Source organism: Ferrovibrio sp., from assembly GCF_964218355.1.
GTDB lineage: Bacteria > Pseudomonadota > Alphaproteobacteria > Ferrovibrionales > Ferrovibrionaceae > Ferrovibrio.
This window is the reverse complement of the sequence record NZ_CAXPMC010000019.1, coordinates 143858-167962: the sequence shown is the minus strand read 5'-3', so window position 1 is coordinate 167962 and position 24105 is coordinate 143858. Positions and strand designations below refer to the sequence as shown.

General features: G+C 66.9%; 21 protein-coding genes. 16 read left to right on the top strand and 5 right to left on the bottom strand.

The window, feature by feature from the left end; genetic code table 11:
- Positions 1–58: 58 nt before the first annotated feature.
- The 3 genes from ACEQZY_RS13385 to ACEQZY_RS13375 all read left to right on the top strand — a co-directional run bounded on the left by ACEQZY_RS13385 (position 59) and on the right by ACEQZY_RS13375 (position 3253).
- A complete protein-coding gene (locus ACEQZY_RS13385; protein WP_370155116.1) occupies positions 59–2131 on the top strand; it encodes a methyl-accepting chemotaxis protein in 2073 nt (690 codons plus the stop codon).
- A 3-nt stretch (positions 2132–2134) separates the two neighbouring features.
- Positions 2135–2614 (top strand): chemotaxis protein CheW, encoded by a 480-nt coding sequence (locus tag ACEQZY_RS13380; RefSeq protein WP_341704403.1) that lies wholly within the window; start codon positions 2135–2137, stop codon positions 2612–2614.
- 102 nt (positions 2615–2716) lie between these two features.
- Positions 2717–3253, top strand: a complete 537-nt coding sequence (locus ACEQZY_RS13375; protein WP_370155114.1) for a Spy/CpxP family protein refolding chaperone — start codon at positions 2717–2719, stop codon at positions 3251–3253.
- A gap of 59 nt (positions 3254–3312) precedes the next feature.
- Here ACEQZY_RS13375 and ACEQZY_RS13370 read toward each other — a convergent pair whose 3' ends face one another.
- On the bottom strand, positions 3313–4239 hold the full coding sequence (locus ACEQZY_RS13370) for a DMT family transporter (RefSeq protein WP_341703614.1): 927 nt from the start codon (positions 4237–4239) through the stop codon (positions 3313–3315).
- Positions 4240–4414: 175 nt separating this feature from the next.
- On the opposite strand from ACEQZY_RS13370, the gene alr reads away from it, so the two are divergent.
- The 9 genes from alr (at position 4415) to ACEQZY_RS13325 (ending at position 13223) form a co-directional block, all read left to right on the top strand.
- Positions 4415–5563: an alanine racemase gene (gene alr / locus ACEQZY_RS13365; protein WP_370155112.1), complete on the top strand. Its 1149-nt coding sequence runs from the start codon at positions 4415–4417 to the stop codon at positions 5561–5563.
- The gene (locus ACEQZY_RS13360; protein WP_370155111.1) at positions 5560–6336 is read left to right on the top strand and encodes an MlaE family ABC transporter permease; all 777 of its coding nucleotides are present in this window, start codon (positions 5560–5562) and stop codon (positions 6334–6336) included. The genes alr and ACEQZY_RS13360 overlap by 4 nt, the downstream gene beginning before the upstream one ends.
- The gene (locus ACEQZY_RS13355; RefSeq protein WP_341703611.1) at positions 6333–7109 is read left to right on the top strand and encodes an ATP-binding cassette domain-containing protein; all 777 of its coding nucleotides are present in this window, start codon (positions 6333–6335) and stop codon (positions 7107–7109) included. Before ACEQZY_RS13360 ends, ACEQZY_RS13355 begins: the two co-directional genes overlap by 4 nt.
- Positions 7110–8558: a DNA repair protein RadA gene (gene radA / locus ACEQZY_RS13350; RefSeq protein ID WP_370155109.1), complete on the top strand. Its 1449-nt coding sequence runs from the start codon at positions 7110–7112 to the stop codon at positions 8556–8558.
- Between the two features lie 3 nt (positions 8559–8561).
- Positions 8562–9236 (top strand): CvpA family protein, encoded by a 675-nt coding sequence (locus tag ACEQZY_RS13345; protein ID WP_370155107.1) that lies wholly within the window; start codon positions 8562–8564, stop codon positions 9234–9236.
- Between the two features lie 44 nt (positions 9237–9280).
- A complete protein-coding gene (gene purF, locus ACEQZY_RS13340) occupies positions 9281–10738 on the top strand; it encodes an amidophosphoribosyltransferase (protein WP_370155105.1) in 1458 nt (485 codons plus the stop codon).
- A 19-nt stretch (positions 10739–10757) separates the two neighbouring features.
- Complete coding sequence (locus ACEQZY_RS13335; protein ID WP_341703607.1) at positions 10758–11480, top strand: SDR family NAD(P)-dependent oxidoreductase; 723 nt, start codon at positions 10758–10760, stop codon at positions 11478–11480.
- Positions 11481–11612: 132 nt separating this feature from the next.
- Positions 11613–11927 carry a cytochrome c gene (locus ACEQZY_RS13330; protein WP_370155102.1) on the top strand — a complete coding sequence of 105 codons (315 nt, stop codon included), beginning with the start codon at positions 11613–11615 and terminating at the stop codon, positions 11925–11927.
- A 12-nt stretch (positions 11928–11939) separates the two neighbouring features.
- A complete protein-coding gene (locus ACEQZY_RS13325; protein WP_370155100.1) occupies positions 11940–13223 on the top strand; it encodes an FCSD flavin-binding domain-containing protein in 1284 nt (427 codons plus the stop codon).
- A gap of 182 nt (positions 13224–13405) precedes the next feature.
- Here ACEQZY_RS13325 and ACEQZY_RS13320 read toward each other — a convergent pair whose 3' ends face one another.
- Together ACEQZY_RS13320 and ACEQZY_RS13315 are read right to left on the bottom strand one after the other, a co-directional pair.
- Positions 13406–13969, bottom strand: coding sequence for a hypothetical protein (locus ACEQZY_RS13320; RefSeq protein WP_341703604.1), 564 nt, complete (start codon positions 13967–13969; stop codon positions 13406–13408).
- Positions 13962–14516 (bottom strand): hypothetical protein, encoded by a 555-nt coding sequence (locus ACEQZY_RS13315; RefSeq protein WP_341703603.1) that lies wholly within the window; start codon positions 14514–14516, stop codon positions 13962–13964. Before ACEQZY_RS13315 ends, ACEQZY_RS13320 begins: the two co-directional genes overlap by 8 nt.
- A gap of 161 nt (positions 14517–14677) precedes the next feature.
- Here ACEQZY_RS13315 and hemN point away from each other — a divergent pair, with 161 nt between their 5' ends.
- The 4 genes from hemN (at position 14678) to ACEQZY_RS13295 (ending at position 20390) form a co-directional block, all read left to right on the top strand.
- Positions 14678–16078: an oxygen-independent coproporphyrinogen III oxidase gene (hemN, locus tag ACEQZY_RS13310; protein ID WP_370155096.1), complete on the top strand. Its 1401-nt coding sequence runs from the start codon at positions 14678–14680 to the stop codon at positions 16076–16078.
- 111 nt (positions 16079–16189) lie between these two features.
- On the top strand, positions 16190–17272 hold the full coding sequence (locus ACEQZY_RS13305; protein ID WP_370155094.1) for an alkene reductase: 1083 nt from the start codon (positions 16190–16192) through the stop codon (positions 17270–17272).
- 191 nt (positions 17273–17463) lie between these two features.
- Positions 17464–19800 (top strand): Orn/Lys/Arg decarboxylase N-terminal domain-containing protein, encoded by a 2337-nt coding sequence (locus tag ACEQZY_RS13300; protein ID WP_341703600.1) that lies wholly within the window; start codon positions 17464–17466, stop codon positions 19798–19800.
- The gene (locus ACEQZY_RS13295; RefSeq protein ID WP_341703599.1) at positions 19797–20390 is read left to right on the top strand and encodes an N-acetyltransferase family protein; all 594 of its coding nucleotides are present in this window, start codon (positions 19797–19799) and stop codon (positions 20388–20390) included. Before ACEQZY_RS13300 ends, ACEQZY_RS13295 begins: the two co-directional genes overlap by 4 nt.
- A gap of 4 nt (positions 20391–20394) precedes the next feature.
- On the opposite strand, the gene ACEQZY_RS13290 is transcribed toward ACEQZY_RS13295, so the two are convergent.
- Entirely contained in the window at positions 20395–21651 is a 1257-nt protein-coding gene (locus tag ACEQZY_RS13290) for a D-amino acid dehydrogenase (protein ID WP_370155091.1), read from the bottom strand.
- Positions 21652–21863: 212 nt separating this feature from the next.
- Positions 21864–24086 carry a methyl-accepting chemotaxis protein gene (locus ACEQZY_RS13285; protein ID WP_341703597.1) on the bottom strand — a complete coding sequence of 741 codons (2223 nt, stop codon included), beginning with the start codon at positions 24084–24086 and terminating at the stop codon, positions 21864–21866.
- Positions 24087–24105: the final 19 nt, after the last annotated feature.

The following is a 24105-nucleotide window of genomic DNA, read 5'->3' as shown; positions in this document are numbered from 1 at the left end:
ACCAATTTGCTCATCCAACCAGCGGCGCCACACGGCGCCCCGAACCGGAGTGAGCGTCATGGGCATCCTGAACAACCTGAAAATCGGTACCCGCATCGCCATCGTGCTGCTGATTGCGGCGCTGGGCATCGGTGCCGTCGGTGCAATCGGCTACGATGCCGTCACCACCCTGTCGGCCAAGACCTACGAACTGAAGAGTGTGGCCCGGCGCTCGATCTACGCCCTGAAGATCGACGGGCTGGTCAACGCCGTGGTGATGGATTCCCGCGGCGTCTACATGTCGAAGGACAGCGAGGCCGCCGCCCGCTTCGCCAAGGGTATGACCGCCAGCCTCGCCGAGATGGAGAAGCTGATCCCGCAATACGAGGCCACCATCCCGCCCGAGCGCCGCGCCGCCTTTGCCGAGCGCCGCCAGGTCATGGAGGATTTCATCAAGTTCCGGCGCGAGACCGCCCGGCTCGGCACCGAGGTCAGCCCGGCCGCCGCCAACGAGCAGGGCAACAACGAAGCCAACCGCGCCAACCGCAAGGCACTGAACGACTCGCTGGAAGAGGCTGCCCGGCGCAACGATGCCGGCATTGACCGGATTTTCGCCGAGATCGAGGCCTTTGCTGCCTACGAGATTCCCCTGCTGATCACCCTGTCCGTCAGCGCCATCGCCATCTCGGTCGGCCTGGGTTTTGCCATCGCCTTCCTGACCATCAGCCGTCCGATCAACCGCCTGGCCGGCACCATGCAGAACCTTGCCGACGGCAACACTGCCACCGCCATCGACGGCACCGCCCGCAAGGACGAGATCGGCACCATGGCCAAGACCGTGCAGGTGTTCAAGGACAACATGATCGCCCGCGAGAAGGCCGAGGCCGATATTGCCGAGCAGCGCCGCACGGCCGAGGAGCAGCGCGCCGCCCGCGAGACGCGCGAGCGCAAGGCCATCGAGGAGATCTCCGCGCTCTGCGACAAGGCTGCCGCCGGCGATCTGGACACCCGCCTGAACGAAACCGACAAGGAAGGGTTCCTGCTGACCATCAGCCAGCGGCTGAACGGCCTGACCGGCATGCTGCAGAACATCACCGGCGAACTCGCCACGGTGACCGGCGGCATGGCCCAGGGCGACCTGACCCGCAAGGTCACCGGCAGCTACCAGGGCGTGTTCGGCAACCTGAAGGACGGCGTCAACGGCATGTCCGACAAGCTGCGTGACTTCGCCGGCAAGCTGAACGAGAGCGCCGCCGCGGTGCGCGATGCCTCGGCGGAAATCTCGACCGGCAGTCAGGACCTGGCGCAGCGCACGGAAAGCCAGGCTGCCTCGATCGAGGAGACGGCCGCCTCCATGCACGAGATCACCACCACGGTGAAGCAGAATGCCGACAACGCCCAGGCCGCCAGCCAGCTGGCAAGCGTGGCCCGCGACGCTGCCGACAAGGGCGGCCATGTGATGGGCGACGTGGTCACGGCGATGAACCAGATCGAGGGTTCGGCCGGCAAGATCAGCGACATCGTCGGCCTGATCGACGAAATCGCCTTCCAGACCAACCTGCTGGCGCTGAACGCCTCGGTCGAGGCAGCCCGTGCCGGCGAGGCCGGCAAGGGCTTTGCGGTGGTGGCCCAGGAAGTGCGGGCTCTCGCGCAGCGTTCGGCCAATGCGTCGAAGGACATCAAGGCGCTGATCACCCAGTCGAACGGCCAGGTCCGCGAGGGCGGCAAGCTGGTCGGCCAAGCCGGGGAGACACTCACCGAGATCGTCGGCGCCGTGAAAAAGGTCTCGGACATCGTCGCCGAGATCGCCGCGGCCAGCCGCGAGCAGGCCACCGGCCTCGAGCAGATCAACACCGCGGTCGGCTCGATGGACGAGATGACCCAGCGCAACGGCGCCCTGGTGGAAGAGACCTCGGCCTCGGCCCAGGCCTTGTCCGAACAGGCGGGCCAGTTGGCCCAGCTGGTCGGCTTCTTCCGCACCGGCAATACCGGCAAACCGGCTGCCGCGACCCGCACGGCCGAGGTCACGCCGCTGCGCCCCGGCCCGGCCAAGGCCCAGCCGCAGGGTGCGGCGAAGGCGAAACCGGCCCCGGCCATGAAGCAGACCGGCCAGACCGCGCCGGCCGCCGATGCCGACTGGCGGGAATTCTGAGCCATGGACCGCTACGACGCACTGCTGATCAATGTCGGCGACCAGAGTTACGCCCTGCCGCTGCTGAAGATCCAGGAAATCCGCGGCTGGTCGCCGGTATCGCCACTGCCGAACACCGATCCGAGCTGCCTCGGCATCATCAATCTGCGCGGCAATGTGCTGCCGGTCTTCGATGCCCGCCGCATCCTCGGCAAGCCGACCCCGGAACCGACGGCCCAGAACGTGATCGTGGTTGCCACCGTGCATGGCAAGCCGGTCGGCCTGCTGGTCGACAGCGTGTCGGACATCGTGTCGGTCGACGGCAGCACGGTCACCCGGCCGGACGAAACCGACAACTGGTCGTCGCGTCTGGTGGATGGCATCGCCAATGTCGACGACCGGCTGGTCCCGCTGCTGTCTCTGGACAGTATCGCCGGCGATTCCATGCCGGCCCTGCCCGACAGCACCGGCGACCTGCCCGAACTGACCGGCGACGGCGCCTAGGCCCTGCCGCGCAGGAAAGCCGGCCGCCTCCCGTGAGAATGTGGCGAGGGCGGTGCAGCAGCAGGCTGCACCGCCCCGCCGCCTCACCCGAAGGAGACCGCCATGATCAAATCCCGTCCGTTGCTTGCCGCCGCCCTGATGGCGACCTCGCTGGGCACTGCCGGCCTCGCCGCCGGCCTGCCCTCCGCCCAGGCCCAGCCCGCCCGGGCCCAGTCTTCGCCGGCCGCTGATGCGCAGCCCGGCCAGCCCGCACGCCCCCATGCGAACCGCGCCATGCCCGGGCAGTTCATCGAAGGCCGCATCGCCTTCCTGCAGACCGAACTGAAGCTGACCGCCACGCAGCAGCCGCTGTTCGACCGGCTGGCCGGCGAGATGCGCGCCGGCGCCAAAGACATGCAGGCGCGCATGACAGCCGTCCGCGCCGACCGGCCGGACAGCTCGGTCGAGCGGATGGAACGCCGCACCATGCTCATGAAGGCCGCCCTCGCCGACAGCGAGCGCTTTCTCGCCGCCTACAAGCCGCTCTACGGCGCCCTGTCGCCGGAGCAGCGGAAGACCGCCGACCTGCTTTTCGCCCGCATGGGCGGCGGCATGGGCAGCATGATGGGCGGCCCCGGCCACGACATGCGCAAGCACTGATCGCCGGCATCGACCGGCGGCGGGGCCGCGTCCCGCGTGGCCCCGCCTGTTCCGGCCTGCTAGCGCCGCCGCAATTCGGCCAGCAGGATGCCGCCGATCACCAGCACCAGCGCCACGACATGGAATGGTGCCAGCACCTCGCCGAGGATCAGCATGGCGAAGCCGGCACCGAACAGCGGCATCAGGTTGGTGAACAACCCGGCCCGGCCGGCGCCGATCAGCTCGACGGCACGGATGAAAAAGATCTGCGACAGCAGCGACGGAAAGATCGCCACGAAGACCAGCACCAGCCAGCCCTTCCAGCTCGGCCAGAAGAACTCGCCGGCAGCGATCTCGACGCCCAGCAGCAGGATCGACGAGATCGCCGCGGCCGGCGCCATCGCGGCGAAGAAGACCAGGCTGGGCACCGCCGGCCGGCTGCGCAGCAGCACCGAATAGCCGGCATAGAGAATGGTGGCGATCAGGATCAGGATGTCGCCGCGATTGACGCTGAGATTCACCAGCGTCGACAGATCGCCCTTCGCCGCCGTGATCACCACCCCGGCCATCGACACGATCATGCCGACCCATTGCAGCGGCAGCACGCGCTGGCCGAACATCAGCAGCGCGCCGGCGAAGATCAGCGCCGGCATGGCGGCGTTGATGATGCTGATATTGATGGCGGTGGTGGTATGCGCCGACCAGTAAAGCAGCGTGTTATAGGCCGTGTAGCCCAGCGTGCCCATCAGCGCCAGATAGCCGAGCCGCGGCCGCAGCACCGGCCAGTGCGCGCGCAGGCCGCGCCAGGTGAGCGAAAACATCAGGCTGGAGACCACCAGCCAGCGCAGGCAGGTCAGCGAGGCCGGCGAAATCTCGCCCACGGCCAGACGGCTGACCACCGAATGGCCGCCCCACATGGCCATGGTCAGCACCAGCAGCAGATAGGGGTTGCCGGACAGACGGCGGAATATCCTGCCGGTGGCGGGGGAAGAAACGGACTCGGACATCAAACCCTCGGACGAGTCGCCGTGGCTGCCTGCCGGCAGCCGCCGCAACGGTGACAATCGCCCTCTTCCGTGGCCTATCCCCACATGACCCCAATCTGGCGCCAAGGGCCGGAAACCGCAAGCCCGAAGGATTTCAGGCCTGTTCCTTTGCCGGCGGCTGGGCTAAACAGCGGCCATGACGGAATTCGGCGACCAGGCGATTCTCAGCATCGACCTCGACGCGCTGGTCGCCAACTGGCGCCGCCTTGCGGCGATGGCGCCGGGCAGTGAATGCGCCGGCATCCTGAAGGCCGATGCCTATGGCACCGGCGCGGCGATGGCCGGCCCCGCCCTCTGGCGGGCCGGATGCCGCCGGTTCTTCGTTGCCCATACCACCGAGGCGCTGGACCTGCGCAAGGTGCTGCCCGATGCCGCGATCCATATCCTGCATGGTCCGGCGCCCGGCGCGGAGCCCGACATCGCGGCGGCCGGCCTCAGCCCCGTCCTGTCCACGCCCGGCCAGATCGCCGCCTGGGCGGCGGAGGCCCGGCGGCTCGGCCGCGCCCTGCCCGCGGCCCTGCATATCGACACCGGCATGAACCGGCTCGGCCTGACCGATGCCGAGGCCGCAGCCGTCGCCGACGATCCGTCCCGCCTGGAAGGCATCGCGCTGGACTTCGTGATGACCCATCTCGCCTGCGCCGAGGAAGCGGACAACCCGCACAATCCCGCCCAGCGCGACCGCTTCGCGGCCTGGCGGGCCCGTTTCCCGGGACTGAAGGGCAGCCTGACCAACTCCGCCGGCATCTTCCTCGGCACCGGCTATCACCACGACATCCTGCGCCCGGGAATCGGGTTATACGGGGCCAATCCGCTGGGCCCGGGCGACACACCCCGCCACAGGGCCGCGCGGATGTCGGAAGTGGTTCACCTGCAAGGGAAAATCCTCCAGGTCCGTTCCGTTGACAGGGGCCAGACCGTTGGCTACGGTGCCGGCTATATCGTTGAAAAACCGAGCCGAATTGCCACCGTGGCGGTCGGTTACGCAGACGGGTTCTCTCGTGCGCTCTCCGGTCGGGGCAGCGCCGTCATCAGGGGTCGGCAGGGCCATGTCAGAGTTCCTCTCGCGGGTCGGGTCTCCATGGATCTGATCACGCTGGACGTCTCCGCGCTTGCGCCGGAAGACTGCCTGCCGGGCACCGCCGTCAGCCTGCTGGGCGGCGGCGTCGATATCGACGACCAGGCCGAAGCCGCACGCACCAACGCCTATGAGCTGCTGACCCAGCTCGGCCACCGCTACCGCCGCATCTATGCCGGTACGGGCGCCACGGGGGCCGGCGCATGAACCCGGTTGCCGTCGTCGGCCGCGTCTTCCTCGATTTCCTCGCCGCCATCGGCCGGGTCTCGCTGTTCACCTTCAACGGCGTGCGCCATGCCTTCGCGCCACCGGTCTATCTGCGGCTGATCGGCCGGCAGATGATGGTGATCGGCTATTACTCGCTGCCGGTGGTCGGCCTGACCGCGCTGTTCACCGGCATGGTGCTGGCGCTGCAGATCTATCTCGGCTCGTCGCGCCTGAATGCGGAAAGCGCGGTGGCGTGGATCGTCGTGCTGGGCATCACCCGCGAGCTCGGCCCGGTGCTGGGCGGCCTGATGGTCGCCGGCCGGGTTGCCTCGGCCATGGCCGCCGAAATCGGCACGATGCGGGTGACCGAACAGATCGACGCGCTGACCACCCTGTCGACCAACCCCTACAAATACCTGGTGGCGCCGCGCATGATTGCCGGCGTGGTCACCCTGCCGGCCCTGATCCTGGTGGCCGACATCATCGGCGTGATGGGCGGCTATCTGGTCAGCACCCAGAAGCTCGGTTTCAACCAGGCGATCTATCTGAAGAACACCTACGACTTCCTCGAGGCGACCGACGTGATCTCCGGCCTGGTGAAGGCTTCGGTTTTCGGCTTCATCATCGCACTGATGGGCTGCTATCACGGCTTCCATTCGAAGGGCGGCGCCCAGGGCGTCGGCCGCGCCACCACCGATGCCGTCGTCTCGGCCTCGATCCTGATCCTCGTGGCGAACTACTTCGTCACCGAACTCTTCTTCTCGGGCAAATGAGCAGCGACGCCAAGATAGCCCTGAAGGGCGTGCACAAGCGCTTCGGCAAGAAGGTGGTGCTGGACGGCATCGACCTCGAAGTGCCGCGCGGCAAATCGCTGGTGGTGATCGGCGGCTCGGGCACCGGCAAGTCGGTGATGCTGAAATGCGTGCTCGGCCTGATCCGCCCCGAACAGGGCCAGATCCTGATCGACGGTCAGGATTCGATGAAATTCAATGCCGGCCAGCGCGAGGCCGCCCTGCGCAAGTTCGGCATGCTGTTCCAGGGCTCTGCCCTGTTCGACAGCCTGAAGGTCTGGGAAAACGTCGCCTTCGGCCTGATCCAGGGCCGCAACATGGCACGCGACCAGGCCCGGCAGATCGCACTCGACAAACTGGGCCAGGTCGGGCTGGGCCCCGAGGTCGGCGAATTGTCGCCGGCCGAGCTGTCGGGTGGCATGCAGAAGCGCGTTGCCCTTGCCCGCGCCATCGCCGCCGAGCCGGAGATCATCTTCTTCGACGAGCCGACCACCGGCCTCGACCCGATCATGGCCGACGTCATCAACAACCTGATCGTCTCCTGCGTGCAGAAGCTGGGCGCCACCACGCTGAGCATCACCCACGACATGGCCAGCGCGCGCAAGATCGCCGACTACATCGCGATGATCTACAAGGGCCGCATCATCTGGCAGGGCCCGGCGGCCGATGTCGACCATTCCGGCAACGACTATGTCGACCAGTTCATTCATGGTCGCGCCGAGGGCCCGATCAAGATGGAAGTGCTGAAGCCGTAAATGGCACGGGAGTCGGCATCCTTTGTCTGCCAGTCCTGCGGCGCCGCCTACCGCAAATGGCAGGGCCGCTGCGATGCCTGCGGCGAGTGGAACACCCTGGCCGAGGAAGCCCCGAAGACCGCCGTTCCCAAGGGGCTGTCTTCCGGCAGGGGCAAGGCAATCAGTTTTGCCAGCCTCAGCGGCCAGCCCGACAGCGTGGCGCGGAATCTCACCGGCATTGCCGAATTCGACCGCGTGCTGGGCGGCGGGCTGGTGCCGGGCTCGGCCATCCTGATCGGCGGCGATCCCGGCATCGGCAAATCCACCCTGCTGCTGCAGGCGGTGGCCGTGCTGGCCCGCAAGGGCACCACGGCCCTCTATGTCTCCGGCGAAGAGGCCGTCGCCCAGATCGGCCTGCGCGCCCAGCGGCTGGGGCTCGCCGATGCGCCGGTCATGCTGGCAGCCGCCAATTCCCTGCGCGACATCCTCGCCGGTATCGATGCCGCCATGTCGCAGGCGAAAGGCGCCCCCTCGGTGATTGTGATCGATTCGATCCAGACCATTTTCGCCGACAATATCGAGAGCGCGCCCGGCACGGTGAACCAGGTGCGCGCCTGCGCCCATGAACTGATCCGGGTCGCCAAGCAGTCGAATGCCACCGTCTTCCTGGTCGGCCATGTCACCAAGGACGGCCAGATCGCCGGCCCGCGCGTGGTCGAGCATATGGTCGACACCGTGCTGTATTTCGAGGGCGAGCGCGGCCACCAGTTCCGCATCCTGCGCGCCGTGAAGAACCGCTTCGGCGCCACCGACGAGATCGGCGTGTTCAGCATGACCGATGGCGGCCTTTCGGAAGTGCCGAATCCCTCGGCCCTGTTCCTCGGCCGCTCCGACGCCGGAAAAGGCGAACCGGTGGCGGGCTCTGCCATTTTCGCGGGCATGGAAGGCACCCGGCCGCTGCTGGTCGAGATCCAGGCCCTGGTCGCCCCCTCGCCGCTGGCGACCCCGCGCCGCACCGTGGTCGGCTGGGATACCGGACGGCTGGCCATGGTGCTGGCCGTGCTGGACGCGCGCTGCGGGTTGCGCTACTCCGGCTGCGACGTCTACCTGAATGTCGCCGGGGGACTGAGAGTCGTCGAACCGGCCGCCGATCTGGCCGTTGCCGCCGCCCTGCTGTCGGCACTGGCCGATACCCCCGCCCCGGAGCGGACGGTGTTTTTCGGCGAGATCAGCCTCGCCGGCGAGGTGCGCCCGGTCAGCCAGGGCGAAGCGCGGCTGAAAGAGGCCGCCAAGCTGGGCTTCGAGCATGCGGTGATGCCGGCCGGGGCAAAGAGCAAGGTCAAGGGCATCGGAACGAGCGAGTTGATGCGCCTGAACGAACTGGTCGAACTGTTCCCCGCCGCCCGCGCCGCCGCGAAACGCGCCGCCGCCGGCCGCGACCGGTCCGGCTGGACCGGGGCGGAGGACTGAGGCATGTCCGCCCTGCCCGTCAACCCCGTCGACCTGGTGGTGATCGCCGTCCTGCTGCTGTCGGGCCTGCTGGCGCTGTTCCGCGGCTTCGTCAAGGAGGTGCTGGGCATCGCCGGCTGGGTGATCGCGGTGGCGGTGACCATCATGTTCTTCCCGGTTGCCGAAGGCATCGCCCGGTCCTATATCGACAACCTGTATCTGTACCTGATCGCGGCCGGCGCCGCCCTGTTCCTGCCGACCCTGATCCTGTGCTCGCTGGCAACCCACTGGATTTCCGAGCAGGTGCGTGCCTCGGCGGTTTCGGCCGTGGATCGCAGCCTCGGTTTCCTGTTCGGACTGGCCCGCGGTGCCCTGATCGTGGTGATCGCCTGGTGGGCGGCGGACCGCCTGATACCGCCGCCGACCCAGCCGGTCTGGCTGCTGGAGGCCCGCACCCGGCCGCTGGCGGTGCTGGGTTACACCTGGGGCATGGATCTGGTGATGCGGCAGCTCAGTCCCGGCCGGCCGGCGGAAAAGCCGGCGGTGCCGGCCCGCCAGACGGCCCCGGTGCCGACCTACCGGTCGCCGGACCAGCCGCAAAGACCGGCCGATGGCGCTGACTCGCCGCCGCAAACCGGCTATAAGACCGAGGAACGCCGGGGCATCGAAAGCCTGATCAAGGATCGGGACAAGCCTTGAAGCCGCAGCCGTCACCAGCCGGTTGCGCGATGGAGCCGCCAGGAATGCTGACCAATCCGTTCGACGACGACAAGCTGCATGAGGAATGCGGCATCTTCGGCATGTTCGGCTCGATCGATGCCGCCGCCAACACCGTGCTCGGCCTGCATGCCCTGCAGCATCGCGGCCAGGAGGCCGCCGGCATCGTCGCCTTCCACGAGGGCCGCTTCAACAGCCACCGGGCGCTGGGCCATGTGGCGCCGAACTTCTCGTCCGAGAAGGTGATCCGCGACCTGCCCGGCGACCGCGCCATCGGCCATGTGCGCTACTCCACCTCGGGCGGCACCCTGCTGCGCAACGTGCAGCCGATCTACGCCGATCTCGAGCTGGGCGGCATCGCGCTGGCCCATAACGGCAACCTGACCAATGCGCGGGCGATCCGCGACGACCTTGTTGCCAAGGGCAGCATCTTCCAGTCCACCATGGACACCGAGGTCATCACCCATCTGGTGGCACTGAGCCGCAAGACCAGCGTGGTCGACCGCATCGTCGACGCCCTGCTGCAGATCGAGGGCGCCTATGCGCTGGTGGCGCTGACGCCGAAGAAGCTGATCGGCGTGCGCGACCCCTGGGGCGTGCGGCCGCTGGTGCTGGGCAATCTCAAGGGGGCGCCGATCCTCGCCTCCGAAACCTGCGCACTCGATATCCTGGGGGCCGAGTTCGTGCGCGATGTCGAGCCTGGCGAACTGATCGTCATCGACGACGATGGCATCCATTCGCTGCATCCCTTCCCGAAGGTACCGCGCCGCTTCTGCATCTTCGAATACATCTATTTTGCCCGGCCGGATTCTCAGGTCGAGGGGCTCAGCGTCTACGAGGCGCGCAAGCGCATCGGTGCCGAACTGGCCCGCGAGAACGGCGTGCCGGCCGACGTGGTGATCCCGGTCCCCGACAGCGGCGTGCCGGCGGCCATCGGCTATGCCGCCGAGAGCGGCATCCCCTTCGAGCTCGGCATCATCCGCAACCACTATGTCGGCCGCACCTTCATCGAGCCGACCGACCAGATCCGCCATCTGGGCGTCAAGCTGAAGCACAATGCCAACCGCGCCTATATCGAGGGCAAGCGGGTGATCCTGGTGGACGATTCCATCGTGCGCGGCACCACCTCGACCAAGATCGTCGAGATGGTGCGCGAGGCCGGCGCAAAAGAGGTACACATGCGCATCGCCTCGCCGCCGACCACCCACAGCTGCTTCTACGGCGTCGACACGCCGGAGCGCAGCAAGCTGCTGGCAGCCACCCATACGGTCGAGGAGATGACAAAGTTCATCAAGGCCGACAGCCTTGCCTTCCTGTCCATGGACGGTCTCTACCGCGCCATGGGCCAGCCGGCCCGCGATGCAGCCAAACCGGCCTTCTGCGATGCCTGCTTCTCGGGCAGCTATCCGATCGGCCTGACCGACGAGGTGGCCCGCTCCACCCGCGGCCCGCGCCAGCTGACCCTGCTTGCCGAAACCGGCTAACAACACATACGGAAGTATCATGCGTCTGAAAGACCGGATTGCGCTGATCACCGGCGCCAGCCGCGGCATCGGTGCCGCCATCGCCAAGCGTTACGCTGCCGAGGGCGCCCATGTGGTCTGCGTTGCCCGCACCACCGGCGCGCTGGAGGAGCTGGACGACGAGATCAAGGCGCTGGGCGGCAGTGCCACGCTGGTGCCGCTCGACCTCGACAAGCCGCAGATGATCGACGGCCTTGCCGCGCCGCTGTTCGAGCGCTTCGGCCGCCTCGACATCGTGGTCGGCAATGCCGGCATGTTCGGCCGCATGACGCCGCTGCACCAGTTCCCGCCCGACCTGTGGGAGAAGGTGTTCCGCCTGAACGTGCATGCCAACCAGCGGCTGATCCGCGCGGTGCACCCGCTGCTGTTCGCCTCGCCGGCCGGCCGCGCCATCTTCGTCACCTCCACGGTGGCCCGCGACATCCGCGCCTACTGGGGTGCCTATGCCGCCTCGAAGGCGGCGCTGGAGGCCATGGTGCTGGGCTATGCCCGGGAATGCGAGCAGACCAGCATCCGGGTGAATCTGGTCAATCCGGGCGGCACCCGCACCAGGATGCGGGCCGAAGCCTTCCCGGGCGAGGACCCGGCCGCCCTGCCGGCACCGGAGGATATCGCCGAGGTCTTCGTCGCCCTGGCAGAGGCCGGCTGGCAGAAAAACGGCGAACTGGTGCAGGCCCGCACATTCTGCGGCATCGGGACCTGATCCGGGTCCGCGACCAGCCGCATGCGGATTAAAAACACCTGTGCAGTGTTGATTGTGGATTTTAACAAAATCATTTGCTGAACTGACGGCACCTGCCTATCCTGCCCGCAGGACTGATACGGGAGGAAGATCATGCCGCGTCGTGTCTCGCCCTGGGGCCTGGCCGCCATTCTGGCTGCAGCGACCCTGCCTGCCGCAGCCCAGCAGAAACCCACCACCCCCAGCGACACCGCCTTTGCGGCCCAGACCTGCAATGTCTGCCATGGCAGCCAGAGCTATGTCTCGCCGACCATGCCGCCGATCCATGGCGGCGACGCGGCGACGCTCCACCAGGCGCTGCTCGACTTCAAGACCGACAAACGCCCCTCCACCATCATGGGCCGCATTGCCCGCGGCTATTCCGACGAGCAGCTGAAGGCGCTCGCCGACTACCTGTCGAAGAACTGAAGGAGACGCGCCATGACCACGCCAACCTTCTCCCGCCGCCGCCTGCTGACCGCCGCCGCCTCCGGCGCTGCCGCCTTTGCACTGCCCCATATCGCCCGCGCCCAGACCCGCGGCCGGGTGGCGGTGATCGGCGGCGGCTTCGGCGGCGCCACCGCCGCCCGCTACATCAAGCAGTTCGACCCGTCGGTCGAGGTCACCCTGATCGACCGCGATGCCAGCTATATCACCTGCCCGTTCTCGAATTACGTGCTGGGCGGCATCCGCCAGATCGACGACATCACCCACCGCCGCACGCCGCTGCAGCAGCGCTACGGCGTCCGGCTGGTGCAGGCCGAGGCCGCCGCCATCGATGCCGCCCAGAAGCGCGTGCGCCTGCGCGATGGCAACCAGGTCAATTATGACCGGCTGGTGGTGGCTCCCGGCATCGAACTGAAATACGACGGCGTCCCGGGCTGGAGTGAGCAGGCCGCCAACACCGTGATGCCGCATGCCTGGAAGGCCGGGCCGCAGACCCTGCTGCTGCGTCGCCAGCTGGAAAGCATGGCCGATGGCGGCACGGTGATCGTCTGCCCGCCGGCCAATCCCTTCCGGTGTCCGCCCGGTCCTTATGAACGGGTCAGCATGATCGCCTGGTACCTGAAGACCCATAAGCCGAAATCGAAAATCCTGGTGCTCGACGCCAAGGACGCCTTCTCGAAACAGGGCCTGTTCATGCCCGGCTGGGAAAGCCAGTATCCCGGCATGATCACATGGATCGCCGGCAAGGATGGCGGCAGGGTCGAGAGCGTCGATCCGAAAGCCATGACCGTCACCACCGGCTTCGGCAAGGAGAAAGGCGCGGTGATCAACGTCATCCCGCCGCAATCGGCCGGCCGCATCGCGCTGGATGCCGGCCTCGCGGAAGCGAATGGCTGGTGTGCCGTCGAGCCAGACAGCTTCGCATCGAAGAAGGCCCGCGACGTCTATGTGCTGGGTGATGCCTCGATCGCCGGCGCGATGCCCAAATCCGGCACCGCGGCGAACAGCCAGGCCAAGGTGGTGGCAGCCAATGTCGTCGCCTCGCTGCGTGGCAGCACACCGCCGGCGGCGGTGTTCCACAATACCTGCTACAGTCTGGTGACGCCGGATTACGGCATTTCGGTCACCGACACCTACCGGGTCGGCCCGAACGGCGTTGCCGCCGTGCCCAATGCCGGCGGCGTGTCGCCCGCGAAAGCCGATGCCGCCCATCGCAAGGCCGAGGCCGAGCATACCGCCGGCTGGTATGCCGGCATCATCGCCGACAGTTTCGGCTGACCGGAGCCTGCCGCCCGCGACCAAGAAAAAACCCCGGAAGCCTTGCGGCTCCGGGGTGGGAGTTGGGGAACACGAGGGGTCGTCCCTCGACGCTGACCCCCGGTTTATGCCATGCCGCGGCGTTAACCGATGTGATCGCTGTCACAGGCCGCGCGAGAGATTACTTTCTGTTTTCCAATCATTTAGCTGACCCGTTCGACCGCCCTGACCGGCTCGTGTTCCAGCCGCCGGACCAGCCGGATCTGGAATCCGTCGGAGGGCCGCAGCCGCCGTTCCAGCTGCGCCTGGGCCGATTGCTGGGTGGTCGACTGGACCAGATAAAGCCTGCCTTTCTGCCATAATTCGGCGGGGTGGCCGTCTTCCGTCCCGGTCCCTTCAAAATCGTGGCGGACATGGAACTCCCAGACCGAGCCGCCCGGATCGAAATTCTCGGTGGGGGTGGCACGGAAGGCGAAAGGCAGGGGTTCGCCGGCATGCCGGCGGCGCATGGCTTCAAGATTGGCCTGCGCCCTGGCAAGGGTCTCCTTCGCCGCCGCGATCTCTTCCACCAGTTGCGCCGCCCGCTTCTCTGCCGATTCGATATTGTCCTGCATATACCGGTTGCCATCCGCGGCCTGCCGGGCGCGCGCTGCGGCGACCTGCCAGGCATCCCGGCCTTTCTCGTAAGCCAGGCCGCCCACCAGGGCGATCAGCGCAAAATTCGCTGCCAGCACCAGCAGATAGGCAAGAGATCCGAAATCAGGCATCGTCGATCTTCAGAAAACCGCGGAATTTCTGCAGCGACAGCAGCGATGCCTCATTGGAAAAGCGCTGGGCGCAAATCTGGCGGGCCGCGTCCTGGCTGACGCCCCAGATCACCAGCCGGGCGATGCGATAACCCTCGCTGTTGGTCGGCAGCGTGGCGAGGCCGCCGAACATCTCGTGGCCGCGATGCAGCAGGGCCTTGGCGTACCAGCCATCGCAATCGGCCGTCAGATGCCCGATCTCGAAGACCGTATGGTTTTCTGGATTCGCAAGGGCTGCCTCCGCCTTGCGCATGCGCTCATACTCGCGGGTGGCGGCAGACGCGCTGCTCTCGATGCTGGCCAGTTCCCTGGCCAGCCCCTCGGCCCGGCCGCCCCGCTCGTCATAAACCGCGCGGAGCGCCTGCTGGCGCTCGAGCAGTCCGTCGATGTTATGGCGGCGCGCACTGAACCGGCCGATGCCGCGGGCCGTCGCATCGCCCGCAATCCCGACAAACAGCATCAGCCCCAAGCCCGGCAGAATGGCAAAGGCCGCATCCAGAAAGGTCATGCGCACACGCCTCTGTTGCTAGTATCTCTTCTGAAATACTGCATCCGAGGATAGAGCAGTCCGCCCCGGGATGGAACCCCCGGCATGGGTTATTGTCGCAGCCGGCCATGGTCTTGCGCCAGATCAAGGCCATGGCCGGGAAAGCCTGCAGATTCCGGGGCATGAGCCCCGATGCCATCGCCCAGCCCTCCGCCTCCGTCGCGGAGCTTGCCGCCCTCGCCGCCGCGATCGGGCCGGTGCCGCGTTACACGTCCTACCCGACAGCTCCGCATTTCCGGCCGGTGGACCAGGATCGTCGCTGGCGCGAGTGGCTCGGCGCCGTCCCGGAAGGCAGCGCCTTCGCGCTGTATGTGCATGTACCCTTCTGCCGGCAGATGTGCTGGTACTGCGGCTGCCATACCCAGGTGACCAAGAGCGGCGAGACGCTGGCCCGCTACACCGAGCTGCTGACCCGCGAGATCGATCTGGTGGCTCAGTATCTGCCGGCGCGGGCGATGCTGAGCGGCCTGCATTTCGGCGGCGGTACGCCCGGCATCATCGGCGGCGACGGCCTGCAGCGCATCGCTGAACATCTTTACCGCCATTTCAGTCCCCGGCCCGGCGCCGAGATCGCCATCGAGCTGGACCCGCGTCATTGCGATGCCGGCCTGCTGCCCGGCCTGACCGCGCTCGGCATCAATCGCGCCAGCCTTGGCGTGCAGAGCCTCGATCCGCACGTGCAGGCCGCGATCAACCGCCGCCAGCCCTTCTCCGATCTGCAGCGCACCGCCGACCTGCTGCGCGATGCCGGCATTGCCTCGCTCAATCTCGACCTGATCTACGGCCTGCCACACCAGACGGTCGGCAACCTGCTGGAAACCGTCGAGCAGAGCCTGGTCCTCGATCCCGACCGGCTGGCGCTGTTCGGCTATGCCCATGTGCCATGGATGAAAGCGCATCAGGCCCGCATCGATGCTGCTGCCCTGCCCGGCACGCTGGATCGCTTCGGGCAGGAAGCTGCTGCCGCGCACTATCTGGTCAGTGCCGGGTTCCACCGCATCGGCCTCGACCACTTCGCTAGGGCCGGCGACCCGCTGGCGGTGAAAGCGGCCGCCGGCAGCCTGCACCGTAACTTCCAGGGCTACACCACCGAGACCGGCGAGGTGCTGCTGGGGTTCGGTCCGTCGGCGATCAGCACCCTGCCGCAGGGCTATGCCCAGAACACTCCTTCCGTCGCCTCCTGGCGCCAGGCAGTGCAGGCCGGGCGCCTGCCGGTGGCCCGCATGCGCGAACTGGATGGCAACGACCGGCTGCGCGGCAGCGTGATCGAACAGCTGATGTGCAATCTGACAGTCGATCTTGCCGCAGCCGCGCAGGTGGCCGGCGAAGATCCGGCCGTCTTCACCGAAGCCATCGGCAGGCTGGAACCGCTGCGGCAGCGGGGCCTGGTCGAGATCGGTCACTGGCGGGTGACCGTGCCGGAACGGGCACGCAGCCTGCTGCGGCAGGTCTGCGCTGCTTTCGATGCCTATCTCGGCCAGGCCGCGCCCGCGGCGCTGATCCCGCAGCATGCCGCTGCGTAAGCAGCATCACCGGGTTGCCTTCCGGCCCTGACTGCCCTTCATTGAGAGGTACGCCCCTTGCGGGCCGCCGTTTCCCGCATCCCTCCCGCCCACCAGACAGACGAGCCCATCATGACATCGCTGTTCGATCCCTGTCGCCTTGGCGACATCCCGCTGGCCAACCGTATCGTGATGGCGCCGCTGACCCGCAACCGTGCCGGCGCTGGCAACGTGCCGACCGCCCTGATGGCGGAGTATTACCGCCAGCGCGCCGATGCCGGCCTGATCGTTGCCGAAGCGACCCAGGTCTGCCCGGAAGGCCAGGGCTACCAGTCGACGCCGGGCATCCATTCACCGGAACAGGTCGAGGGCTGGAAGCCGGTGCCCCGTGCCGTACATGACCGCGGTGGCAGGATCTTCCTGCAGCTGTGGCATGTCGGCCGCATTTCCCATGTCGACCTGCAGCCGGGCGGCCAGGCGCCGGTGGCACCATCGGCGATCCGCGCGAAATCCAAGACCTTCGTCGGCGGCCAGTTCGTCGATGTCTCGGAACCGCGCGCGCTGGAACTCGACGAACTGCCTGGCATCGTCGCCGCTTACCGCAGGGGCGCGGCCAATGCGATTGCCGCCGGCTTCGACGGCGTCGAGATCCATGGCGCCAACGGCTACCTGCTGGACCAGTTCCTGCGCGACGGCACCAACCAGCGCACCGACGCCTATGGCGGCAGCATCGAGAACCGCGCCCGGCTGATGCTGGAAGTGGCGACCGCGATCACCGAGGAGATCGGCGCAGGCCGCACCGGCATCCGCCTGTCGCCGGTCACGCCCGCGAATGACGCCAGCGACAGCAACCCGCAGCCGGTGTTCAACCACGTGGTCGAACAGCTGGACCGCCTCAGCCTCGTCTATATCCATGTGATCGAGGGGGCCACCGGCGGCGACCGCAACATCGCCCCGTTCGATTACGGAGCTCTGCGCAGTCGCTTCCGCAATGCCTGGATGGTCAATAACGGCTATTCCCCGGAGATGGCCGAAGCGGCGCTGGCCGGTGGCCGGGCCGACCTTGTCGCTTTCGGCCGGCCTTTCATCAGCAATCCGGACCTGGTCGAGCGCCTGCGCCGCAAGGCCCCGCTGGCGGCCGGCAACCGCGCCACCTTCTACGGCGGTGGCGCCGAAGGCTATACGGACTACCCCACCCTGGAAGCGGCGGAATAACCATTCCCAGATCGGCGGTTGACAAGGATGGACACAACCCTGAAATAAAACGGTCACGATCCCGCGTTAAGGGATGCAGGCTGCTTTTACCGCCGTCCGTCGCCAGATCGCTCGAGTGTCCGCCGCAAAGGCCCAGCCCGTTCCCGTCCGGCAGGCGACCGGTTTTATGCCCGATCGGGAGGCCCCGCCGCATGGACTATTTCCGTCGTTTCAACTTCCTGATCTGTGCCCCCACCTTCGAGGCGGATGAACTGGAGGGCAACCGCCTCAAGCATATTGTCAGCGAGGTCGAGCGACTGGGTTTCGAGGTGGTCCGGGCCCGGCGCACCGAGGATGCCGAGCTGGCGATCCGCACCGATTCGGCCATCGGCTGCATGATCCTCGACTGGGGCAAGCGCGGCCCGGAAGGCCGGGCGGCGGCCCTGATCAATCTGGTGCGCCAGCGCGGCCTCGAGATGCCGATCGTCATCCTGGTCCGCCGCCAGCGCCTGGAAGACATCCCGGTCGAAGTGATGCGCGAGGTCGACGGCTACATCTTCCTGGCAGAAGAGACCCCGGAATTCATCGCCAAGAACCTGGTCAGCCGCCTCAAGCAGTATGCCGAGACCATGAAGACGCCGTTTTTCGGCGCCCTGGTGGATTATGCCGAGGAAGGCAACCAGCTGTGGACCTGCCCGGGCCACAATGGCGGCATCTTCTACGGCCGCAGCCCGATCGGCCGCATTTTCGTCGACCATCTCGGCGAGGCGATCTTCCGCGACGATCTCGACAATTCCGTGCTGGAACTCGGCGATCTTCTGACCCATGAGGGCCCGGCCCTGCAGGCCCAGAAGGAAGCCGCCAAGATTTTCGGCGCCGAACGCACCTACTTCGTGCTCAACGGCACCTCCGCATCGAACAAGATCGTGCTGCAGGCCCTGGTCGCCGAGGGCGATCTGGTGCTGTTCGACCGCAACAACCACAAGGCCGCCCATCATGGCGCCCTGCTGCTGGGCCAGGGTACCCCGATCTTCCTCGAAACCGACCGCAACGCCCATGGCCTGATCGGCCCGATCGACTACGAGGCGCTGGACGAAACGAAAATCCGCGAAAAGATCCGCAACCATCCGCTGGTCGCCGACAAGGATGCGTGGAAACGGGAACGCCCCTTCCGCGCCGCCGTCCTGCAGCAATGCACCTATGACGGCACCATCAACAACGCAAAGATGATCATCGAGCGGATCGGCCATCTCTGCGACTATATCGTGTTCGATGAGGCCTGGGCCGGCTTCATGAAATTCCACCCACTCTACCGCGACCGTTTTGCCATGGGACTGGAGGATCTCGGCGCCGGCCAGCCTGGCATCATTGCCACGCAATCGACCCACAAGCAGCTGGCCAGCTTCTCGCAGGCCTCGCAGATCCATGTGAAAGACAACCACATCAAGGGACAGGAACGGCGGATCGAGCATCGCCGCTTCAACGAATCCTTCCTGATCCACGCCTCGACCTCGCCCTTCTATCCCCTCTTCGCCTCGCTGGATGTGGGCGCGCAGATGATGAAAGGCCGATCCGGCATGGTGCTGTGGGACGACACCATCCGGCTCGGCATCGAGATCCGCAAGAAACTGCGGGCCATGCGCAAGGAATTCGAAACCAAGGAGGCCGATCCGGCACGCCAGTGGTTCTTCGACCCCTTCGTGCCTGACAGCGTGGCCCGCGCGGATGGCGAAACCCCGTGGGAAGACGTACCGACCGACGACCTGGCCCGCGATCCGGCCTGCTGGCGCCTGGAACCCGGCGCCGACTGGCATGGGTATCGCCATGTTGCTCCCGGTTATGCAATGACCGACCCGGCCAAGCTGACCGTGCTGACGCCGGGTTTCGACCGCCATACCGGCGCCTATGCGGATCACGGCATACCGGCGCCGGTGGTGGCGGAATTCCTGCGCGACTACCAGGTGGTGCCGGAGAAGAACGACCTCAACTCACTGCTGTTCCTGCTGACCCCGGGCGTGGAATCGAGCAAGGCCGGCACGCTGCTTTCGGCGCTGGCCTCGTTCAAGCGCTTCCATGACGACAATGTGCCGCTCGATGTGGCCATGCCGGAATTCGTTGCCCGCCGGCGCCAGCGCTACAGCGGGGTGCGTCTGCGTGATCTCTGCGCTGAAATGCACGCCTTCTACCGCGAGAATGCCGTCAGCACCCTGCAGCGCCAGCAGTTCCGTCCCGAGCATCTGCCGGCACCGGCGATGCTGCCCTACAAGGCGATGCAGCTGCTGACCCGCAACCGGGTGGATTACCTGCCGCTCAGCGAGATCGATGGCCGCATTGCCACCACGCTGATGCTGGTCTATCCGCCGGGCATCGCCACCATCCTGCCGGGCGAGCGCCTGGATGCGCGGGCAAAACCGATGCTGGATTACCTGAAGGTCTTCGAACGCGGCGCCAACCTCTTCCCCGGCTTCGAGAGCGAGGTCCAGGGCGTGTACCGCAAGGCCGAAGCCGATGGATCGGTGCGCTTCTACACCTATGTGGTGCGCGAATGAGCGCCGCTGCACCGGCCGCTCCGCAAAACCAGGCCGGTATCGTCATCCGGCCATCCACCGAACAGGATGTGCCGGCCATGCTGGACATCTACACCCACCATATCCGGCGCGGACTCGGTGATGTATCGCTGGAGGCCGCCGACCCCGACGACATCCGGAAACGGCGCAAGAACATGCTGGGCAAACGCCTGCCGCATCTGGCTGCCGAATGCGACGGCCGTATAGCGGGCTACGCTTATGCCGTACCCTTCCGCAAGCGGCCGGCCTACCGCTATACGGTCAAGCATTCCATCTATATCCACCCGGATTTTCTCGGCATCGGCATTGGCCGGCGCCTGCTGGCCGCATTGATGGAATCCTGCGCAGCCAGCGGCTATCGTCAGATGATCGGCTATGTCGACGCGTCCAATGCGCCGTCGATCCGCCTGCATGAATCGGCCGGTTTCCGCGAGGTCGGCCGGCTGCCGGCCGTCGGCTACAAGTTCGGGCGCTGGACCGACAGCATCCTGATGCAGATCGCCCTCGGTCCCGGCAGCAGCGAGCCGCCGGTTCCGCTGCCGCCGAAAAAGCCGGCGGCCCGGAATCCCTGACGCCTCAGTTGCCGTAGCGGTCGAGCGACAGCCCCTCGGTATCGACACCGGGCGTGCGGCCCGAAATGATGTCTGCGATCAGACGACCCGAGCCGGTCGACATCGTCCAGCCCAGCGTGCCATGGCCTGTATTGAGGAACAGGTTGTCAAAACGGGTGCGGCCGATGATCGGCGTGCCATCCGGAGTCATCGGCCGCAGACCGGCCCAGAACGTTGCCTGACCAAGATCGCCGCCCCCGGGGAACAGATCGCTCACCACGAAGTCCAGCGGTGCCTTGCGCCATTTGCGCAGGGTCAGGTCATAGCCGCTGAGTTCCGCCGTGCCGCCGACCCGGATCCGGTCGCCGAGCCGGGTGACCGCCACCTTGTAGGTCTCATCCATCACGGTCGATTCCGGGGCTCCCGCCGCGTCGGCCACCGGCACGGTGATCGAATAGCCCTTCACCGGATACACCGGCAGCCGCAGGCCGGCCGACTGCGCCAGCAGCGGCGAGTAGCTGCCCAGCGCCAGCAGATAGGCATCGGCGGTCAGCAGGCCGGCATCGGTGACCACGCCGGTGACGCCGGTACCGCCGCGCTGGATGGCGCGGATCGAGACGCCGAAGCGGAACTGGACGCCGAGCGCCTTCGCCATGTCGGCCAGTGCATTGGTGTATTTGAAACAGTCGCCGGTCTCGTCGCCCGGCAGCCGCAGACCACCGACAAACTTGTCGCGCACGCGGCCCAGTGCCGGCTCGGCGGCGATGCAGCCATCGCGGTCCAGGACGTCATAGGCAACGCCGAAACGGTCGAGCACGCGCGTATCCGCGCCGGCGCCGTCCAGCTGCTCCTGCCTGCGGAACAGCTGCAGCGTGCCCTTGCTGCGTTCATCATAGGCGATCCCCGTTTCGGCCCGCAATTCACGCAGGCAGTCGCGGCTGTATTCCGCCAGCCGCAACATGCGGCTCTTGTTCAGTTCGTAGCGGGCAGTGGTGCAGTTGGCCAGCACCTGCAGGCCCCAGATCCACATCGCGGGATCGATCTTCGGCCAGATCACCAGCGGCCGCCGTGCCATCATCAGCCACTTCAGTGCTTTCAGCGGCAGGCCGGGCGCGGCCCAGGGTGCCGAATAGCCGGGCGAGATCTCGCCGGCATTGCCGAAGCTGGTTTCCAGGGCCGGGCCGGGCTGGCGATCGATCACCGTCACATCGTGGCCGGCTTTCGCCAGGAAATAGGCGCTCGAGACACCGATGACGCCACTGCCGAGAACGAGAATCTTCACAGGCTGCTCCACGCGCTGGCCGACTGCCGGCAGAGCCGGCTGCAGCAACAGTTAGCCGGGATCACCGGCGTCAGCAAGGCGGGAGCCCCAGCCGGCCGGCAGCATGGCAGCCATGCACTGGCGGCAAGCTGTCCGACAGGCGCTCGGTGCACAGACCAATGACAGTGCGCCGCCTTTCGCGGCAGCCCCCTGCCCGTCTCGCGGGCATCTGGTCAGAAGCGGAAGAAACCGACCTGCTTGCGCAATTCGTCGGCCTGGGTCTCCATCGCATGGGCCGCTGCCGTGGTCTCCTCGACGAGGGCACCATTGCGCTGGGTCATCTCGTCCATGTCGGTGACGGCGCGGTTGACCTCGTCAAGGCTGACTGCCTGCTCGCTGCTGGCCGAGGCGATCTCGGCCACGATATCGGCCGCCTTCTTCACCGAGACAACGATATCCTCCAGCGCCTGGCCGGCAGACCGCACCAGTTCGGCACCGCTGCGTACCTTGGCATTGGATGTGGCGATCAGGGCCTTGATATCCCGCGAGGCATTGGCGCTGCGCTGGGCCAGTGCCCGCACCTCCTGCGCCACCACCGCAAAGCCCTTGCCGGCTTCGCCTGCGCGGGCGGCCTCGACGCTCGCATTCAGCGCCAGCAGATTGGTCTGGAAGGCAATCTCGTCGATCAGGCCGACGATATCGGCAATCTGCTGTGCGGAATTTTCGATCTCCCCGATTGCGGCGACCGCATCGGCAGTGATCCGTCCGCCGCTGTCGGCAGACTTGCGGGCCGCATCGGTCAGCTGGCTGGCCGAGCGGGCATTGTCGGCATTCTGTTTCACCGTTGCGGTGATCTCGTGCATCGAGGCAGCGGTTTCCTCGAGACTGGCGGCCTGCTGTTCGGTGCGGCTGGCCAAATCCGAGGCGCCGCTGGAAATCTCGCCGGCGGCGCCATGCACCACCTGTGCCGCCGAAGCGATCTGCCCCAGTATGTCCGACAGGCGCTCGGCGGTCTGGTTGGCGTTGGTCTGCATTTCGCGGAAGATTCCGGAAAAGTCGCCCTCCATGCGGCTGGCCAGGTCGCCATGCGCCAGCCCATCCAGCCTGGCATTCACGCGGTCGATCACCTGCGCAAAGGCATCCAGCAGGGTGTTCACCCCTTCGCCCAGGGTCTGCATCACCCCCTGCAGCGGCGCGGTATCGATACGGCGCGACAGGTCGCCATTGGCCGAGGCCGTCACCACCTGACCAACAGCGCGCTCGATCAGTTCTTCCTGGGCGGCGCGCTCGGCCTCGAAACGGCGACGCTCTTCCTCCACCTGCTGCTGCAGGCGTTCGTTCTGCCGGCCATTCTCGCGGAAGACCAGGATCGCTTCGGTCATGCGGCCGATCTCGTCACGACGCTTCGCCGCGGCCACTTCGACCTTCCAGTCGCGCTCCGACAGCCGGGCCATCACTTCGGTCAGCGAGAGAATCGGTTTCACCACCGTGCGGCCGACCACGGCCACCGCGACGAACCCCGCCCCGGCCAGGCTGGCCAGCGTGATGCAGACCAGCACGATCTGCGCCAGCGCCACCGCCTGCACCGCGGCAGCGGTGCCGGTGGCGGCGGTCGTGCGCATCTGCGCCACCAGTGCTTCGGCCTTGGTTTTCAGCTCGGCTGCCGCCGTACGGCTCTGTCCGAGCGCAGCATTGGCAATCAGCGAGGAACGCAGTTCACCGCGCCGCAGATCGAAAACGTTGTTCGAGCCTTGACCGAATTCGAGCAGAGCGGTTGCCGAAGCGGCCATATCCGCGATCGGCAGTTTCCGGCCGGCGCGGTCGAAATCCTGCCGGATCTGGCCATTGACCTTGACGAACTCGGCGCTGAGTGCGGCCAACTCCTCGTTACTGGCTGCCTGGGCCGCAACACTGAGAATGCCGACGACATGGTTGACCGCCGCAGATGCATCGAACAGGCTGCGGGCCGCCTCGCGCAACTCCTGGCCACCGCCCTGTCCGGACAACTGGTCGATGGCCTTGTCCAGCGCCGGGCCGGCCAGCTTCTCGAATTTCGCGAACTCGGTGGCGATATTCTTGCTGAGCGCCTGGCGCTGGTCCGCCCAGTTCAGCCGCGCCGTCACCGAGCGACCGATCTGCGCAATCCTTCCGGTCAGGAATTCCGCCGTCTCTTCAAGGCCGGCCATGGCCTGCGGATCGGCCTCGCGGGATTTCAGGTCCTCCAGCTTCTGCCGGAAGGCATCCTGGCTGGCCTTCAGCTCGGCAAGTACCTTGTCACGCTCCGCCTCGCTGCCCGAGGCGGCCAGCGCCGGCGCACCGGCCGCCAGTTCGGTGCTGCCGCCGGCCAGCGACAGGGCGGCGATAACGGCAGGAAAACTCCGGTCCGCAATCCCCGTGAATGTCTGCTGGGTCGAAATGAAGAAAGTGCCCGCAACGATATTGCTGGCGACCGTCATTGCGGTCAGCGCCAATACG